This window comes from Thalassolituus sp., from assembly GCF_984348125.1.
Map to the genome: position 1 here is coordinate 24,739 of NZ_CFHJLR010000018.1, position 17,591 is coordinate 42,329.

Here is a 17,591-nt window from a genome sequence, read left to right on the forward strand (position 1 = left end):
TAGTCGCAATGTAAGAACTCGCCACACAATGTTACACAAAAGTCATGTTTCCGTTGAAAGTCTGGCGGTGATTTTATCGGCCAGCGCCAGAGAACTGGTTAAACCCGGACTCTCTATCCCAAGCAAATGCAGTAATGACGCGGCTTCCGCCCGATTGTCACGAAATATGACAAAATCCTGGGCTGGTTCGCCCGGACCGCTGAGTTTTGGGCGAATACCTGCGTAAGCGGGCTGTAACTGAGAAACGTCAACATTTGGAAAATACGATGAAATTGCTCGGCAGAACTTGGTTTTAAGGGTGGGGGAGACCTCATAAACCCTGCTGTGGTCACTCATAAACTCGGTGTCCGGACCAAATCGTACTTGCCCTCCGAGGTCCAGAGTCGCGTGTATACCGAGCCCAGCGAGGTCTTTCTCTGGTAACGGGTATATAAGGTGACGGAAGGGGGCTGACCCCTGATACGAAAAGTAGTGGCCGCGACAATAATGCAGTGTCGGTAACAGTGATGTATCTGTGCCAGAGCGGGCGGCCACATCATGGGAGTGAAGTCCGGCCGCATTTATCATTCGCTCTGACGTGACTCTGAATTCACCGTCGCTGGTCTGTAAACTGATATTCCACAGGCCGTTTTCTGCTTTACCCGAAAGATAGCGGGTACGCTTCATTAACAACGCACCCTGACGTTCTGCTTCCTGTTGGAGACGCAGCATGTAGGTGTGGCTATCGAGGATGCCGGTCTCCGGTGAGAACAGAGCCGCTTCGGCACGCACATGGGGTTCACGCTCGTTAATTTCCTGCCGTGTCAGGCGTTCTGTCGGAATATTGAGCGATTGAGCTTTCTGTTCCAGCCGATTCAGTTCAGGGTGATCAGGGGAAGGAGCGACAATAAGCTTACCGGTTCTACGATAAGGCACGTCGTGTTGCTCACAGAATGCATAGAGTTGCTTTCGACCGGCAATGCATAGTGATTCTTTGAGCGACCCGGGAGGGTAGTAGAGCCCTGCGTGTATGACTTCGCTATTACGACTACTGGTTTCGCTGCCAAACAGGTCGTGTTGTTCGACTAAGAGTACTGAACGTTCGGCAGACAGCGCGTGTGCGCACGCCAGCCCGATAACCCCGCCGCCAATGATAGTTACGTCAAAGTCGGCGGGCATAGCTCAGAAGAGCAGGTCGGTAGCGCACTCGTGGTGCATTGGGTTTGCACGGCAACGAAGCTTCTTCATCAGCTTCATCATTTGTGTGTCGTACACGCCCTGAGCGGCCAGCTCGTCACGGATACCGGCCAGCATATCGAGGTATTCGAGCTCCTGTTCGTCAGGAAGGTCGATCCAGTAATTCTCCTGAATGCCGCGCTCCGCCGTGAGGATGTGTTCCATCCCCTGGTCAAAGTGCTCGGCGAAAAACTCCCGCGAAGCCTGGCCAAAGCCGTCAGGCAGACGGTCTTTGTAGGTAATTAACTGGAAATTCATCTGTGCGAAAGAGAAGCGGTAGATACCGCCCGCCTGTCCCAGACCTTTGTACATTTCGAACGGCTCATAGGCGACAGCTGGCGCATAGGCGATGTCTACGTCGCCATTGTTAAAGCGCGGAGCGAAGGTGGCGACCGTAGCCGGGACCATGGTAGCGCCGATGTGTTCGACGACCTTTTTAGACGCGAGGTCGTAATCCAGTGTTGCTACTTTGCGGCCAGCCGCTGCTTCAACAGAATCGATGGCGCGGTCGCGAACGAAGACATAAACCGAACCACCCGGAATAATTCCAGACACTTCGTAACGGCCATCCACCATATATTTGGCTGCCTGAGGGCGGGCCAGCATATTGATCAGTTCTCGCAGCTGCTGATAACTGGTCAGACCGCCGACGGCCTCCAGGCTACCAGTGAAAACGTTGAACGGGCGAATACGTGTGCCGGTGATCAGTGAGCCGTCGCAAACACCAGACTGGAAGTCCGCCAGAGCAACGGCTTCGTTGGTGTACGCTTTGAGTTCAGCTTCAATGCCCCATTCAAGAGCTGCTGTGCGGAAGTCCTGCATCCGGGTAAAAATAGGGCCATTCGCACCCACCGGATCAAAAATACAAAACGTTTTTTCTGGAAGCTCCTTTCCCTCCGCAGCGAAGGCAAAACTGAACAGCGTCAGTGCGACTGCGATCAAGCGCATCTTAGTATCCCCAATGATTTTATTGTTATTCGCTCTGCTTAGTTTCAGGATATTCACCGAAGTAATCAGAGCTGTGTGATTGTTGCGGCCAATGATACGCATATCTGCGGGGCAAAAAAAAGGCCTGATGCCGCCAAGCATGCACGCCTGGGCTGCATTACTGGCGTAGTTTAAGTACCATTGGGCCCAATTTTATTTTTGTCGGGATTGCCGGATGGACACAGCGTTACTTGAGCAGATTGGTATGACCCTGGGTGTGGGTGGTCTGATTGCGTTTATGTTCTTTATCATTTTTGATCTTGGTCGGCGCTCGGGTGCTGGTAAATTTGGAACCATGATTCTCCTTCTGGGTCTGGGCGTAGGCATGGCGGGATACCTGATTAAGGTGATTCTGCAGTACGTGCTGGAGAACTGATTTAACGTCTTTTCCTGTATTCTGGCTGGAAGTGTCCAGTCTGGTCTGAAGTGGCACAGTCCTTGTAACGCTTATGTATCACTACATTTGCAAGGGACACAGTTTCCCTGCAGGAGCCAAGAGAATGACCGCATACAGCGCGACTCTGCCGGGCGCAGACAACGGAATCACAGAAACAGCGACGCACGGAGCGATTTCTGAACGCACACTAAAAGGTCGGCCAGTCTCTGTGTTGCAGTACCCCGGCGCCAAAACAGTGCAATGTGTAGAAGAACAGGTGTCAGATTTACTTCCTCTGGCATTGCACGCTCTGAGTCGCTATCCCGAATACGAATCCAGCCCTCTCTTCATGTTGCATTGCGATTTCGCAGATAAAAAAGCCAATGACGATGCTCAACTGACGGACTTTCTGCAGCAGCATGAAGGAGAACGCCTTGTCTGGATGCCTGTTGCCGCGAATGCCAGTCTTTTGATCAGTGCCCTGAAACAGGTGTTACCGTCTAAGTCTGACAGTCGCCTCAGGGATATGACGCTTCTCTACGTGGGCGATGCTGGGCTGAGGGAAGTGCTGCAGCAGCTCGCCGAGAAATGCGGAATGAAGTTCTGCTTTCAGGCGTTTTATTGATCTGAGTCCGTCCACCAGCGCCATTACCTTACTTCTTATATAGTGTGAAAACTATTTTCACGGAGTAGACTGGAACTGAGTAATGCTGAAATTATCAAAGCATTGTCATTTCCAGTAAAAGGAGAAGGTTATGGTCAAACAGGTTCTCAACGAGCAGCTCGAATCCCTTCATCGTACCCTCAAAGAAAGCCCAGAACTCGACTCTGAAACCCACGAGCTGTTGCTCAAAATTGCTGATGACATCGCCAAGCTGGAGAGTAATGAAGCAGGCTCACCTGAATTGAGCGATGCGGTACAGGAGCAGGTCATCCGCTTTGAACATGAACATCCGGCGATCTCGGCTATACTTCGGCAACTGACCGACACTCTGGGGCGCATTGGCGTCTAAGGAGCATCCCAAATGCGTCATATGCCGACCATTACCGAACTCATGACGGCGTTTCCGGCTCATGTCGAAGAGAGCACGAGCCTGGCAGAAGCCGCCCGCGTGATGGAGGTCCATCATTGTCATCACGTCCCTGTCATGAATCACCATGAAGTCACGGGACTTCTTACGTGGGCTGATATCGAACTCGCACGAAGCCCTGGGCACCCAGCCAGTGATATCAGCGAACTGACGGCCTTAGATATGTGCCGCCGGGAGATTCCCGCCATAGACCTCCATACCCGCCTCGATGTTGTTCTTGATCGGATGGTTCAGGATGACTTTGATGCGGTGTTGATTATGAAAGGTGACCGTCTTGCAGGAATATTCACTCTGGAAGATGCTGCGAAAGGTTTTTCGGCCTGGTTAAAGAAAACCTATTTACCTACCGATGATCCGGGGTGCGCCTGACAGGTGTCCGGCTGAATAAAATCATTTTCTGCATTAAAAAAGGGCGTTAAGCTCTTTTTTTGCATCTGGATGAAGCAGTAATTATCCGGGTGTCACAAACGCTTGACGGAATAGGTGGTTGTCGCGTTTTTTTTCTGATTGTCACATCACTGAAAAAATTCTTTCATCATCAACAAGTTAGGCTGCAGCGTCGGCTATCGCAATGCTGCAGTGCGTGGTTATCGAGGCTCATTTATGCGTCTTTTGCCTAATTTAATTCGACCCGATTAAGCTGGTACGGGTTTTGCGACAGCATAAGCATTCAGGAGGAGCAGCCTATGTACAAAATCGCAGATATCCAGGAATACCGTAAAGACAGCGGCATCAAGTCATCCCCATCAGCGTGGGTGAATGAAGTAGCCAATGTATTGGAAAGTCGTTACCACGATGATGAAGCTATTCAGCAGTTGCTGATGCTAGCGACTCAGGTGACAGGTCTTAGCAATATCTCAATCGCCGTACCGGATTCTCCGAGCCGTTTTAAAGCTCAGTATTGTTCGACAGGCATCAGCAACGGCGTTTACAGCTTTGCAGTTCAGCATGCTCTGTGCCGTCAGTTTGAAAGCCGTGAGTGGTTGACGATTGGTGATAACAGTGAGCGCCCAGAGCACTTTGATCCACAGCTTGAATCTCTTTCTGGCTCTATGCGTTGTCTGCTGGTCCCGCTGACTATTCGTCAGTCTGTCATGGCAGTTATGGTGGTTGATCTGCGCGGACATGATGCGGGCACCCTTGACCTTGCGGAGATCCGCTTTATTGGTGCTCAGATTGCGACCATTCTTGCGACTCAAGTTGTGCCGAATTTCAAAACACTTTATGCGCGTCCTTATCAGCGGGTTCAGGAAAATGAGCTGGATGATATTCACGCGGCTATTGATAAGTGCAACGGCAACAAGACGATGGCGGCCAAAGTACTTGGACTGACGCCACGCCAGCTGCGTTACCGCCTTTCGAAACTCAGCGAAGAAGCTGCTGAGGCGTAATTAAACTGTCATTGATTGCCCGGCAAACTAGCTCTTATGAGTAGTTATTGCCGGGTATGACATGAGCATTCGTCACATATGTGTCGTTACAGAAACGTATCTTCCTGAAGTGAATGGTGTTGCGAATTCTCTGCAGCACCTGTTCACTCACCTTAATCCTGATCTTTATCAGGTCACCATTGTACGACCAGCTCCTAGGGTCGACATGGAAGTACCGGATAATGAAGTCTGGGTAAAAGGTATCAGCATTCCGCAGTATCCAGACCTTCAGTTAGGCCTGCCTTCAAAGACGGCTCTGAGGTCTCACTGGAAAGCCAACCCGCCTGATCTGGTTTATGTTGCAACGGAAGGTTTGCTTGGTGCTTCTGCGGTCGCGATGGCCCGCGAATATAACTTGCCTGTCATCAGCGCGTTTCACACTAATTTTCATCGTTACAGTGGCTATTATGGCCTCGGTGTTATGCGTCGCATGATTATGGCCTGGATGCGCCGCTTCCATAACCGGACGCACGTTACCCTGGTGCCATCACGTTCTATGGTGAATGAGTTGACCAGTGAAGGTATGCAACGCGTTGAGTGGTTGCCTCACGGCGTAGACTGTCGTCGTTTTAATCCTGCACATCGATCTGCGACCTTGAGAGAGGAATGGGGCGTTGAATCTGGTGAGCAGGTGGCGCTTTGTGTCGGGCGCGTCGCAGCGGAAAAAAATCTGATCGTGGCCCTTAAAGCCGTGAGACAAATGCGTCGGGAAGGACGCCAGATACGACCTGTGATTGTCGGTGATGGCCCACTACGTGAAACTCTGTCCGAGGAGTTTTCTGAAGCGGTGTTCACTGGCGTGAAAACCGGTCAGGCGTTGTCTGAGTGCTTCGCGTCTGCTGATCTCTTTTTAATGCCCAGTCAGACGGAGACCTTTGGTCTGGTGACTCTCGAGGCGATGGCCAGTGGGTTACCTGTGGTCGCGTATGACATGGCCGCAGCCAGAGAATTTGTTCGGACAGGTGTCGATGGCTCTCTTGCGTCTGATGAAACGGATGAGGCATTTACTGATGCGCTTCGTGTTGCCTTACGCTTTGATTCTACCCTGATGGGGCTGGATGCCCGGAGTCAGGCCGAACAGCTTTCCTGGGATATGGTTGCGCGGCAATTTGAGCGCCGCGTAGAAGCTTTATTAGCGACTCATTGCGAATCACGTGGAGTGGTACACCCCTTGCAAATGACTTCTTGATAAGTATATCTGTAGGGGGAAGAAGTTATGGTGGAATTCAACCGCCGTAGTATTGCGTTACTCCGAAAAATAAAAAAAATCGCTAAAGACGAAGTGGGTTGCGAAATTCACTTTGATTCAAATACTCTCGAAAATGATTTGCGGGTACTGGTGCGAAGCGGCGTCAGTGCTGAGCTTCTCGCGTTGGTCGAAGACTTTTTGCCCAGTCAGGCACCACCGGTTGAGCCACAGATGCAGGAAAGCCGGAAGGTGTATCGTGGCAGTGAAATTCTTATGGACGACTCGTCACGGGTGCGACAGGCGAAACAGAAAATGTATCGTGGGCAACTCGTTGAAGCCTAAATCTGTTCCGTAATAGTGCGAAGGCAGCTTTTGTGTCATAAAACGGTGCAAAGGTTGCCGCATTTCCGTCAATTAAGTAACGGGCTCAGTCGGGTGTTCTGATAAGAATACTGACTTGGGTCAAGCTGCTGGAGAGTCCTCTATTCCTGTGTAAGCATATTTGATACAGGTCAATTCTGGTTATACCAGCCTCGCTATATTGAGACTGAAACAACACTGATGTCTCTTCTCAATGCGAGGTGCTTATTATGTTTATGGACGAAGTTGTATTCTCTGGTCTTGCGATTGTCGGTCTTACCTGTGCTTTTTTTGTCGGCGTCTATATTGCGGTGAAGAAAGACATTAAAAAGCACGGTACGGGCGAATAAAAAACTGATCTCTCAGCGTTCCAGTTGATGCTGAGAGAGCAGAACCGGCTGAGTGATGCCTTCATCGTTGAGGGCTTCGATTAACGCGGGGACTTCCGATTCAGGAACAGGCCCTATGCGCACCCTGTGAAGGGTGATGTCGTCTTTTTCTTTCGGGTAGATACCGACTGTCCAGTCGCCTGCTCCTACGTTGGCAGTAATCCCGGATAATTTCTTACGCAGACGCTCTGCTGAGTTCGGGTTACTTAGCGCACCCGCCTGAATCCATAGCACGGCTTCAGATAATGGTGCTTTTAATACTTCGATCTTTACTGGTGCCGTGCCGTCGTTATGAATATTCAGTTTTACGGCCGCTGCGTACGACAGATCAATAATCCTGCCTTCGTGAAATGGCCCTCGGTCGTTCACCCGGACGATGACCGACTGGCCGGTATCTTTGCGGGTAACTTTTACATACGACGGCAGTGGGAGCGTTTTGTGTGCTGCGGTCATTTTGTAGACATCGAAGGTTTCGCCGTTTGAGGTGTCGTGACCGTGAAATTTCATTCCGTACCATGAAGCGATGCCTTCCTGCGTGAAGCCCTCCGCATCCTTCATAACGTTATAGTCCTTACCCAGCACGCGATAGCGCGACGGATTGCCCAGACTGCTGCGCGGTTCGGATACCGGTACGGGATCAGCAATTGCCTTGATGTCAGCGATTGGCGCCGGCGTAAAATCGTTCGCGTGCTGATAACGGGACGTTGCGCAGCCATGAAGCAGAACAAGACTGACCAGAACGGCCAGCCCACGCATCATTGCTTGTCCTCACTCAGAGCCTGGCTGAGCTGATACACCGCCATGGCGTACAGCTTACTGTGGTTGTATTGAGTTATAACGTAGAAGTTATATTCACCAAGCCAGTATTCATCGCCTTCTTTACCTTCGAGGCGCATCAGGTTGGCTGGCTTCTCGCTCTCGATATCGACTGGCAACTCAACACCTGCGGCTGTCAGGTCTGCAACCGTGTGCTGTGGTTTGCGGCTGACATTGACCAGCGGTTCGTACTTATCGCCACTGACGGTGACTCTGTGCGTCACAGGCTCGTCTGTTTTCCAGCCGTGCTCTGAGAAATAGTTAGCCACACTGTGGATGGCATCCACTGGGTTGCCCCACAGATCACGTTTGCCATCGCCATCACCGTCGACAGCGTAGTGCAGATAGCTGGTGGGGATAAATTGCCCATAGCCCATGGCGCCCGCATAAGAGCCCTTGATGGTACCCGGGTCGACGCCTTCTTCACGGGCGAGGGCGAACATGGCTTTCAGCTCGCGCCAGAACAGTGGACGTTTCGGGTAATCGAAAGCGAGTGTTGAGAGCGAGTCCAACACTCTGTATCCACCCTGGCGGGTGCCGTAAAAGGTTTCTACGCCAATGATAGCTGCAATAATTTCCGGCGGTACGCCGTATTTCTTTTCAGCTTCGGCGAGAATATCAGCCTGGCTTTCGAGAAAGTTCTTACCTGCACTGATCCGTTTTTCTGTCAGAAAAATATCCTGATACCGCGCCCAGTTCATGGTGCGTTCGGCAGGACGCTGAATGGCTTCGAGCACTGAATCCATCTTTTCAGCCTGTTTCAGCCAGTTGCGTACTTCTTCTGCCGGAATGCCGTATTCCTTTTCCACTTCGGCGACGAACTCGTCGGTACGTTCGTGCTGGTCGTAGGCTGCGCCTGCGAAGGGCGCAGAAGCTGCCAAGGTGATTGCAGCTAACACATGTTTCAACATAGTAATAACCCTGTTATTTCCTTTGCCGATGAGTGTACATCGACATAATCAGGCCAAAGCCCAGAAGCAGACTGACGACAGACGTTCCGCCGTAACTCACCAGTGGTAGGGGTACGCCTACGACCGGAAGAATGCCGCTGACCATGCCTATATTCACGAAGACATAGATAAAAAACGTGACTGACATGCTACCAGACAGCAGTCGACCGAAAAGAGTTTCGCACCGGCTGGAAATGTAAAGGCAGCGCAGAATAATTAAGGCGTAGAGTGCTAATAGCAGGCAGACGCCAATTAATCCATGCTCCTCTGCCAGGACGGCAATGATGAAGTCGGTATGGCTCTCTGGTAGAAATTCGAGCTGGGATTGAGTCCCCTGAAGGTAACCCTTGCCATGAATACCGCCCGAGCCGATCGCCGTTTTCGATTGAATTATATTCCAGCCTGAGCCGAGCGGATCGGACTCGGGGTTCAGGAACGTAAGAACACGTTGCTTCTGATAAGCGTGCATTACGAAGAACCACATAACCGGCGCCATCGCCGCGACTATGCCGATCATGGAAAAAATCAGCAGCCATGACATGCCAGCGAAAAATAATACCAGCAGGCCAGACGTGCTGATGAGGATCGAGGTACCCAGATCCGGTTGTTTAAGAATCAGTACCGTCGGAATAAAAATAATCACCAGAGCCTGAAGCAGATCCCGGAAGCGAGGCGGTACGGGCCGTTTGGCCATAAACCAGGCGACCGCTAATGGTAGCGCCAGCTTCACCAGCTCAGACGGCTGAAAGCGGGGTAATGGCCCGGGTAAGTCCAGCCAGCGCTGAGCGCCTTTTGCGCCGACCCCCGCAACCAATACGCCGACCAATAGTAAAGTACCTACGGCTAACGCCCAAGGCGCGATAAGTTGGTAGAGGCGCGGTGGAATCTGGGCAGTAATGAATAGCAGTAAGGTGCCGATACCAAAGTGCACAGCCTGACGTTTCACCATGCCGATTTCCTGACCGCTGCCACTGTAAAGGATAGCCAGCCCGGTGGTGGCGAGTGCAATAAGTAGCAGTAGAAGTATCAGGTCGATGTGCAATCGCGCGAAAAAGGCACCGCTGCGGTCGAAGGTATGATGCTGTGACGGCGTGGAGACCGTGCGACTGAAATCTGTACTGGCCATCAGCCCTCTGCGCCTCCCAGGTATTCATTGATGATGGACTGTGCGATCGGAGCCGCCGTGCGCCCGGACGATTCGCCATTTTCAACGATGACGGCAATGGCGATCTGTGGTTTCTCTATCGGAGAGAACGCCATAAACCAGGCATGGTCGCGTAGACGCTCCTGAAGGGCTTCCGAATCGTATTCGGCATCCTGTTCAATACCCACAACCTGTGCTGTCCCGGTTTTGCCAGCAATCGGGAAGTCCAGGTTGGCGCGCAACGCGCGGGCAGTACCGTGGCGACCCGTAATCACGTGATCCATGGCTGTGAACATGCGATCCCAGTCGGACGGATCTTTGAGTGTGATGTCGGGAATATCGCCGTGAGGAAACTCCGTCGGGACATTGTCTTCGGCAGCCAGCAGTCTTGGAACTTCCCATTTGCCTTTATTGGCCAGAACAGCGGTCGCTGTTGCGAGCTGTAATGGCGTCACGGCCATAAAGCCCTGACCAATGCCGAGATTGACTGTATCCCCCGGATACCATGGGCCACGACCGGTGGCTCGCTTCCATTCACGGTCTGGCAGAATCCCGGATACTGCCGAGATGACATCAATCGACATATCCCGGCCGAAGCCAAACTGGCCGAGGAATGGCGTGAGATCATCGATGCCTGTTTTGACGGCAACGTCGTAGAAGTAGGTATCGCAGGATTCCACCACGGCCATTTCAAGATCGACGACGCCGTGTCCTTCGCGCTTCCAGTCCCGATAAAAGCGGTCATCATTTTCAAGCTGGAACCAGCCCGGATCGCGCACTTTATAGTTCCAGGTGGTACTGCCAGCTTCCAGAGCGGCAAGACCGACAAAAGGTTTCAGGGTCGAGGCGGGTGGGTAAGTACCACGCGTCGCCCGATCGAAGAGTGGCTTGTCGAGACTGCTGGTCAGCGCTTCGTAATCATCGAAGGAAATCCCTGTAACAAAGGCGTTCGGGTCGTAACCGGGGTTACTGTATAGCGTGAGAATGCCGCCGGTTTCCACTTCGATAGCAACAACGGCACCGCGGCGCCCTTCAAGTAATTCTGCGGCAAGCAACTGGAGCCGGCTGTCGAGATGCAACGTCAGATCGGTGCCCGGTTTCGGGTTTTCCCGCTGCATGGTTCTGAGCAGGCGTCCGCGGGCGTTAGTCTCAATACGCTCATAACCTACGTCACCATGGAGAATATCTTCGTAGCGTCTTTCGATACCGGTTTTACCTATATGGGAGGTCGCGCTGTAGCGGCGCTGGCTTTCTTCATCGTCCTCAATGCGTTCCTGATCCCGCTGGTTAATCCGGCCGACGTAACCCAGCACGTGTGCAAAGGCATCGCCGTGCGGATAGTGACGAATAAGCTGCGCCTCAACATCAACGCCGGGCAGATAGAAACGGTTAACCATGATGGCGGCAATTTCTTCTTCGCTCAGCCGCTGACGCAGTACCACAGGTTCGTATGGACGGCGCCGGTAACTCGAGCGTTTCTCAAACTGTTCCAGATCCCGCTCAGACACGCCAACCAGCTCATCAAGAAAGGCGAGAGTCTCCTGGAGGTTATCTACTTTCTCGGGCACCAGAGTCAGGCTGTAGGCAGGAATGTTTTCAGCGAGAAGCACACCGTTGCGGTCGTAGATCAGTCCGCGATTAGGTGCGATAGGGCGTATTTTTACCCGGTTGTTTTCAGAAAGGTCCTGATATTTTTCGTGCAGTGTGACCTGCAGGTAGGTCATGCGCCAGGCGAGGGTCAGTAGCGCCGATACGACAAGAACAGCAGCGACGATGGCTCGTGCGCGGAAGAGTCTGCGCTCGTAGGCCTTATCCCTGATCGACTGTTCCCACATACTCCAGCCTTACTTGTGGTACGGGTGACCCTGGAGAATCGTCCAGGCGCGATAAATCTGTTCTGACAATAACACCCTGACCAGCGGGTGGGGCAGTGTCAGGGGGGATAAAGACCAGCGTTGCTTGGCCAGCCTCAGTACGTCGTCCGTCATACCGTCAGGACCGCCGACTAACAGGGCAACATCGCCACCCTGGTTGCGCCAGCCTTCCAGCTCTTTTGCTAAACGCTCGGTCGACCAGGGTTTGCCTTCGACAGCTAATGCGACGACATGCTCGCCCGGTCGGATCGCTTTTTTGAGTGCATCAGCTTCCTGTTGCATGGCTTTGTCGGAGCTGGCGTTTTTTCCGCGGTGGCCGGGAGAAATTTCGACCAGCTCAAGGCTGCAATCACGTGGCAGGCGCTTCGCGTATTCCTGATAACCCTGTTCTACCCACGCAGGCATTTTATTGCCAACGGCCAGCAGCCGTATCTTCATGCGTCCTTCTGTCCTGCCTGCCCAGCGTCGGGTGTTTCTCCCCAGAGACGTTCGAGATCATAGAAGTGGCGGGCTTGTTCAGTCATAACATGCACAACCACATCGATCAGGTCGATGAGTACCCAGTCAGCAGCAGCACGGCCTTCTGTGCCGTTCGGTTTCAGGCCTGCGTGTTTTGCTTTTTCTTCGACATTGCCTGCAACGGCAGTGACGTGGCGGTTAGAGGTACCGTTGGCGATGATCATCCAATCGGTGACGGACGTGCGCCCACGTACGTCCAGCACAGTGATGTTATGTGCTTTCATGTCTTCCAGAGCGTCGATGACGAGCTCTTTGATTTGCTCAGTTTGCATGCAGACCTGTCGGTAAAGTTATCGGTACAGTTGGTGTTCTTTTATGTAGTCCAACACCGGCTGGGGTGTCAGAAAGGCGATATTGTCGCCTTGCTTGAGTGCCTGACGCAAGTCGGATGCAGATATATCCAGCTCTGGCCAGGCCTGATGGCAGACGCCTCCGTGCTGAGTCTCGTGTAACTCACTGAGCTGGCAGCGGTTTTTGTCGAGAATCTGCCCAAGCCAGCCATCAGTGCGAGCCTGGTCTCCGGGGCGCGAAATCACCAGTACATTGGCCCGGGCCAGAATGTCTTCGGGTGTTTTCCAGCGATCAAAACCATTCCAGGCATCGGTGCCCATAACCCAGGTGAGGTTGGCTTGAGGGTATTGTTCCTTGAGCAGGGCGACCGTGCGAGCTGAATAGCTGGTGTCACCCTGACTCAACTCGATATCACTGGGTGCAATACCGTTCAGTTCTGCGACCGCGAGCTCCAGCATACGCAGGCGTTGTTCTCCTGTTGCCAGAGGCTGATCACGATGAGGGGGGACACAATTAGGAATCAGTAACACCTGATCGAAACCTGCATCACGCAGACGTATTGCGATCCGCAGGTGACCAATATGGACGGGATCAAAGGTCCCGCCCAGTATGGCAATAGAGGCGTTGTTACTTACGGATTTCACCGTTACCCAGCACTATGTATTTCTGAGAGGTAAGACCATCGAGGCCGACCGGACCACGAGCGTGGATCTTATCGGTGGAGATACCAATTTCTGCACCCAGGCCATACTCGAAACCGTCGGCAAAGCGCGTAGATGCATTCACCATCACAGATGAGCTATCTACTTCAGTCAGGAACTGACGAGCCAGTGTGTAGTTCTCGCTGATGATGCTGTCGGTATGGTGAGAGCCATAGGTGTTGATATGGTCGATGGCTTCGTCCATATCTTTGACAATTTTCACAGCCAGGATGGGTGCCAGGTATTCTTCGTGCCAGTCGTCTTCTGTCGCAGGAACCATATCGGAGACAATTACACGCGCCTGTTCACAGCCTCGCAGTTCTACACCCAGTTGCTCATAGGCTTCGGCCAGCTCAGGCAGAATGGTCCCGGCAATGTCTGCGTGAACCAGCAGAGTTTCCATGGTGTTGCAGGTGCCGTAACGGTGCGTTTTGGCATTGATCGCGATGTTGATTGCTTTACTGCGATCCGCTTCGCGATCGATATAAACGTGGCAGATACCATCAAGGTGCTTAATCACAGCAACGCGTGCGTCACGGCTGATGCGTTCGATCAGGCCTTTACCACCGCGCGGTACAATGACATCCACGTATTCCGGCATAGTGATCAGTTGACCGACGGCTTCTCGGTCGGTGGTTTCAACGACCTGAACGCAGGCTTCTGGCAGACCGACAGCGTTCAGTGCAGAAGTAATACATTCAGCCAGCGCCTTGTTCGAGGCAATGGCCTCAGAGCCGCCACGCAGAATAGCGGCGTTACCCGACTTCAGGCACAGGCTGGCTGCTTCAATGGTCACGTTCGGACGGCTTTCGTAAATGATACCGATAACGCCCAGCGGAACGCGCATTTTACCAATCTGAATACCGCTCGGACGGTACTTCATGTCGGTGATTTCACCCACGGGATCAGGCAGAGCAGCGACTTGATGCAGGCCTTCGATCATGGTGTCGATGCGCGCGTCAGTCAGCTCAAGGCGGTCCAGCAAGGCTGCATCCAGGCCGTTTTCTGCGCCGCGTGCCATGTCTTCTGCATTTGCGGCACGCAGAGCGTCGCGGCTATTGCTGATTTCGTCAGCAATGGCGAGCAATGCGCGGTTTTTGTCATTGGTGGACGCCCGGGCCATAGCGCGGGATGCAGTCCGGGCCTGCTGGCCAAGGGTCTGCATATAGTCAGCAACGTTCATCTGGAATACCTTAAAACGGAAAGTCTGTAAGTCAGAGTGTGCGATAGTATACACGAACTACTACACTGTTTAGCGGAGGCCGAGAGGTCAGAGTTTGTCAGGAACCCGTTATTCATGGAAAAAGCACGCTTTCACAGTCTGGTAGTGCTGCAGGTTAAGGTTATTTATTGTCTGTTTGCAGCACTGGCGTTGAGCATCATCGCTGTGCTGGATCTGGTCGAAGCACGTACTGTCTTCGCGGCGGTTGCTGCTGGATTTGCTCTTGCTCTGTTGTTGTATGCACTGATTCTTCTGTTACGAGGTCAGCAGCGATCATCGCCCGTGACCGAATGGTTGATGATTTTTGGGTTGTGTCTGTTTACTTTGTTCGGCATGCAGCGCAGCGAAGATGTGGTGCACTGGGTCTACTTCGTCCCCGGCTATATTTACTTCTTATTTCCCTTTCATGTTGCCAGCTACTTTGCCCTGATTTACAGCACCGCCATGGTGCTTATGGTAATCAGCGAGTTCGACAGTTATCTGCGTCTGCAGATTCTGTTCACCTACGGCGCCTGCTACGCCTTCGCAGTTATGTATGCGCTGATCAATGATCGCCACAATCATGGTCTGAGCGCCATTGTGAATACCGATCCGGTGACGCAGGTGTACAACCAGTACCAATTGGGGCTCGACCTTTCCAAGGAAATGACCCGTGCTGACCGCCAGATTGACCTGCTCAGTCTGGTTGGCATTGCGGTACCGGCCAGCTGGCAGGTATTGAAAACCGAGGAATACGAAAGCCGCCTGGGCTATCTGAGCAAACGCCTCAAGCGCTGCCTGCGTCGTTTTGATACCTGTTACCGCCTGGATTCTGATGTCTTTGTTGTATTGCTGCCACACAGTACCGAAAACGTTGTAGACGCGTTGTGTGAGAACCTGATGGATGATCTTGAAGGCAGTGGTCGTTTCGAAGGGCTCGCCGATATCCGGCTGCACCGCGATGTGTACAGCCCGGAAGATGATGTTGATGTACTGATAGAACGGATAGAGAGAAAGCTCAATGATCAGCTTTAATACGCCGCCGCAGGAGCAACTGCTGCCCCGATTGCAGGTTATCGTTTATTCGCTGGTGGCCTTCGCCTTGCTGTTGTTGATTTACGATCAGTACCGTCAGGGGCTGTATTCTTTGGTACTGGCGAATGCGATTTCGATTCCGGCGTTTCTGTTCAGTGCGGCGTACATCTATATCAATCGTGATCGCGATTCTTTTCTGTGGGTGAACTATCCCTTAGTGGCAGCGCTTGCTGGGTTAGCTCTGCTGCAATTACCAAGGTATCCCGATCTTATGATCCACTACCTGTTCGCGATGCCGATGTTTACGTACTTCTGCTTACCCATGCAGCATGCCACTGTGGTGAATGTTCTCGTTGCCAGCGCGATGGGGGTGATTCTCTGGGGTAAGGTGGATGTCCAGACCGCCGTGCGTTACACCACTAATTTTTCTCTGCTGGTGCTCTCGACCTGGTGTTTTTCCTATCTGACGCTGTTGAAGGGTGCGTCTCTGCAGCGGCTGGCGCTGACCGATCAGGTGTCAGGCGCCTATAACCGGGAGCACTTTTATCATCTTCTTGAGCGGGAGTTGGCGCGGGGCGAAGCGACGCGGCAGAGCGTCAGCATGATCGGCATTGTGCTTGATGATTATCGCCAGTTAATAGACTTGCACGGTAATCGTTCTGTGGTTCAGTTTATGCCGCAGTTCGTAAAAAAGATCCGTCAGTTGATTCGTGGCGAAGACGATATATTCAGGCTCGAAGATGACCTGATTATGTTGGTTCTGCCCAATTGCGGTGAAGAGGGCGCAATCGTTCTGATGGAACGGATTAAGCGCAAAGTGCAGGAGCAATCCTGGAAACCATTTGCTGAAGTATCCATCAGCATCGCTGCGGTAACGCGCAATGCTGATGAAGACAGCGAATCCATTGAAAAACGCTTACTTAAGCGGCTCAATAAACAGCAGAAAACCAGTCTTCAGTTGGCGGCTTTCAGCGACTGATGCCCGCTTTAATGATGCGCACCAGCGTCTGAATTTTTACTTCCGGCAAGTGACTCAGCTTGCCGTAAAAGCTTGCCGGGTCGTGGACCTCAACGTCGTCAAAACCGTCTTCCTGAAAGCCTTCTTTGATGGCGGTATCGGAAGGGTAGTGCAATGGCCATTGCCCACGAGTAAAAAGACCGACGAGCTTCTGCGCAAATTTTACGTAGCGATAAGACGGATGTTCGGCAAAGTCAGGGTATAAATCCGTTACGTACCATCCCTTCGGAAAAGCTTTCAATCCGCTCGCCATACGCGACCAGACTTCACGGATTTCATCCAGCTCAAAGTAGTTCACCAGCCCTTCGGTGATGATCAATGTTGGCTGCGTAGGATCCAGGTCGCTCAGGAGGGCGCCGATCGAAGCGGGGCCGTCTGCATTGAGGATGTTGCACTCGCGAACTTCATGTCCTTCGACCAGTCCTACTTCTTCAAGAAGCGCTTTTTTGCGAGCTGCCATACCAGGAAGGTCACCTTCAATGTAGCGCAATTGCGGGTAGGCTTGTTTCAGACGGTAGCCACGGGGCGAAAGGCCACACGCGAGTTCGACCACCTGGGTCACGCCCTCTTTTTCAATCAGTTCTTTGACCTGATGATCAATGACCGAGTGGCGTTGTAGCAGGAAGATATCAATGTCGGCGCCAGCGAGTGCTCGTAACAGAGCATTGACGGGAGCCAGAGTCGCGTTTGCAAACTGTCCGGCTCGGGTGACAAACCCTCGTGCTGAGAGGCCGTGTTTGTACCAGATGTAACCGGTGTAATGGGCACTGACGCTGATTCGCGAGGTGTCTGTAGACGCTGACTTCATTGTAGTATCCGGGGGAGTGTCGTGAGCCGGGGCTCATCGCACGCCATTCCTTATTGTTTATATTGGTGGGACGAAGGTTAACTGTATATCTACGTGGGGCGCAATGCATTTACCTGTCAATAATCGTGCAAATGCTATGCAAAATCGACGAAAGCCTGCGTAATGGACAGGTGTTGGCCGGAAAGTACGCGTTGGAG

At 52.5% G+C, this 17,591-nt stretch carries 21 protein-coding genes; 10 read left to right on the plus strand and 11 right to left on the minus strand.

The annotated features are described in order from the left end of the window. Window positions 1–42 precede the first annotated feature (42 nt). A complete protein-coding gene (locus tag AC5E51_RS12680) occupies window positions 43–1,158 on the minus strand; it encodes an NAD(P)/FAD-dependent oxidoreductase (protein WP_068439410.1) in 1,116 nt (371 codons plus the stop codon). A gap of 3 nt (window positions 1,159–1,161) precedes the next feature. After that, entirely contained in the window at window positions 1,162–2,163 is a 1,002-nt protein-coding gene (locus AC5E51_RS12685) for a putative solute-binding protein (protein ID WP_068439428.1), read from the minus strand. A gap of 214 nt (window positions 2,164–2,377) precedes the next feature. Here AC5E51_RS12685 and AC5E51_RS12690 point away from each other — a divergent pair, with 214 nt between their 5' ends. The 8 genes from AC5E51_RS12690 (at window position 2,378) to ccoM (ending at window position 6,998) form a co-directional block, all read left to right on the plus strand. Continuing rightward, window positions 2,378–2,578: a DUF2788 domain-containing protein gene (locus tag AC5E51_RS12690; protein ID WP_068436625.1), complete on the plus strand. Its 201-nt coding sequence runs from the start codon at window positions 2,378–2,380 to the stop codon at window positions 2,576–2,578. A 124-nt stretch (window positions 2,579–2,702) separates the two neighbouring features. Next, window positions 2,703–3,203 (plus strand): hypothetical protein, encoded by a 501-nt coding sequence (locus AC5E51_RS12695; protein ID WP_301388076.1) that lies wholly within the window; start codon window positions 2,703–2,705, stop codon window positions 3,201–3,203. A 130-nt stretch (window positions 3,204–3,333) separates the two neighbouring features. After that, complete coding sequence (locus tag AC5E51_RS12700) at window positions 3,334–3,591, plus strand: DUF4404 family protein (protein ID WP_273090929.1); 258 nt, start codon at window positions 3,334–3,336, stop codon at window positions 3,589–3,591. A 12-nt stretch (window positions 3,592–3,603) separates the two neighbouring features. Beyond that, window positions 3,604–4,038, plus strand: a complete 435-nt coding sequence (locus AC5E51_RS12705; RefSeq protein ID WP_068439412.1) for a CBS domain-containing protein — start codon at window positions 3,604–3,606, stop codon at window positions 4,036–4,038. A 317-nt stretch (window positions 4,039–4,355) separates the two neighbouring features. Continuing rightward, complete coding sequence (locus AC5E51_RS12710) at window positions 4,356–5,060, plus strand: helix-turn-helix domain-containing protein (protein ID WP_068436726.1); 705 nt, start codon at window positions 4,356–4,358, stop codon at window positions 5,058–5,060. Window positions 5,061–5,121: 61 nt separating this feature from the next. After that, the gene (locus AC5E51_RS12715) at window positions 5,122–6,288 is read left to right on the plus strand and encodes a glycosyltransferase family 4 protein (protein WP_297533131.1); all 1,167 of its coding nucleotides are present in this window, start codon (window positions 5,122–5,124) and stop codon (window positions 6,286–6,288) included. 27 nt (window positions 6,289–6,315) lie between these two features. Next, window positions 6,316–6,630, plus strand: coding sequence for a hypothetical protein (locus tag AC5E51_RS12720; RefSeq protein WP_301378216.1), 315 nt, complete (start codon window positions 6,316–6,318; stop codon window positions 6,628–6,630). Window positions 6,631–6,878: 248 nt separating this feature from the next. Then, entirely contained in the window at window positions 6,879–6,998 is a 120-nt protein-coding gene (gene ccoM / locus AC5E51_RS12725) for a cytochrome c oxidase subunit CcoM (RefSeq protein ID WP_281251162.1), read from the plus strand. A 12-nt stretch (window positions 6,999–7,010) separates the two neighbouring features. On the opposite strand, the gene AC5E51_RS12730 is transcribed toward ccoM, so the two are convergent. From AC5E51_RS12730 to AC5E51_RS12765, 8 genes are read right to left on the minus strand one after another with little or no spacing between them, the layout of a single operon-like run. After that, window positions 7,011–7,796: a septal ring lytic transglycosylase RlpA family protein gene (locus tag AC5E51_RS12730; RefSeq protein WP_301378217.1), complete on the minus strand. Its 786-nt coding sequence runs from the start codon at window positions 7,794–7,796 to the stop codon at window positions 7,011–7,013. Beyond that, complete coding sequence (mltB, locus tag AC5E51_RS12735) at window positions 7,793–8,764, minus strand: lytic murein transglycosylase B (RefSeq protein ID WP_068444403.1); 972 nt, start codon at window positions 8,762–8,764, stop codon at window positions 7,793–7,795. The genes AC5E51_RS12730 and mltB overlap by 4 nt, the downstream gene beginning before the upstream one ends. A gap of 13 nt (window positions 8,765–8,777) precedes the next feature. Then, a complete protein-coding gene (rodA, locus tag AC5E51_RS12740) occupies window positions 8,778–9,929 on the minus strand; it encodes a rod shape-determining protein RodA (protein ID WP_491778665.1) in 1,152 nt (383 codons plus the stop codon). Further along, on the minus strand, window positions 9,929–11,782 hold the full coding sequence (gene mrdA, locus AC5E51_RS12745) for a penicillin-binding protein 2 (RefSeq protein ID WP_491778666.1): 1,854 nt from the start codon (window positions 11,780–11,782) through the stop codon (window positions 9,929–9,931). Before mrdA ends, rodA begins: the two co-directional genes overlap by 1 nt. Before the next feature lie 9 nt (window positions 11,783–11,791). Then, window positions 11,792–12,259 carry a 23S rRNA (pseudouridine(1915)-N(3))-methyltransferase RlmH gene (rlmH, locus tag AC5E51_RS12750; protein ID WP_301378219.1) on the minus strand — a complete coding sequence of 156 codons (468 nt, stop codon included), beginning with the start codon at window positions 12,257–12,259 and terminating at the stop codon, window positions 11,792–11,794. Further along, window positions 12,256–12,612 (minus strand): ribosome silencing factor, encoded by a 357-nt coding sequence (rsfS, locus tag AC5E51_RS12755; RefSeq protein WP_068444159.1) that lies wholly within the window; start codon window positions 12,610–12,612, stop codon window positions 12,256–12,258. Before rsfS ends, rlmH begins: the two co-directional genes overlap by 4 nt. An 18-nt stretch (window positions 12,613–12,630) precedes the next feature. Then, entirely contained in the window at window positions 12,631–13,275 is a 645-nt protein-coding gene (gene nadD, locus AC5E51_RS12760) for a nicotinate (nicotinamide) nucleotide adenylyltransferase (protein ID WP_297533126.1), read from the minus strand. Next, the gene (locus AC5E51_RS12765) at window positions 13,259–14,515 is read right to left on the minus strand and encodes a glutamate-5-semialdehyde dehydrogenase (protein ID WP_297533144.1); all 1,257 of its coding nucleotides are present in this window, start codon (window positions 14,513–14,515) and stop codon (window positions 13,259–13,261) included. Before AC5E51_RS12765 ends, nadD begins: the two co-directional genes overlap by 17 nt. 114 nt (window positions 14,516–14,629) lie before the next feature. Between AC5E51_RS12765 and AC5E51_RS12770 the strand changes: the two genes are divergently transcribed. Together AC5E51_RS12770 and AC5E51_RS12775 are read left to right on the plus strand one after the other, a co-directional pair. Beyond that, complete coding sequence (locus AC5E51_RS12770) at window positions 14,630–15,568, plus strand: GGDEF domain-containing protein (protein WP_068444416.1); 939 nt, start codon at window positions 14,630–14,632, stop codon at window positions 15,566–15,568. Then, window positions 15,555–16,547, plus strand: a complete 993-nt coding sequence (locus AC5E51_RS12775) for a diguanylate cyclase domain-containing protein (RefSeq protein WP_068439149.1) — start codon at window positions 15,555–15,557, stop codon at window positions 16,545–16,547. The genes AC5E51_RS12770 and AC5E51_RS12775 overlap by 14 nt, the downstream gene beginning before the upstream one ends. Here AC5E51_RS12775 and AC5E51_RS12780 read toward each other — a convergent pair. Then, the gene (locus AC5E51_RS12780) at window positions 16,537–17,394 is read right to left on the minus strand and encodes a class I SAM-dependent methyltransferase (protein ID WP_068444418.1); all 858 of its coding nucleotides are present in this window, start codon (window positions 17,392–17,394) and stop codon (window positions 16,537–16,539) included. The two genes, AC5E51_RS12775 and AC5E51_RS12780, sit on opposite strands and share 11 nt — an antisense overlap. Window positions 17,395–17,591: the final 197 nt, after the last annotated feature.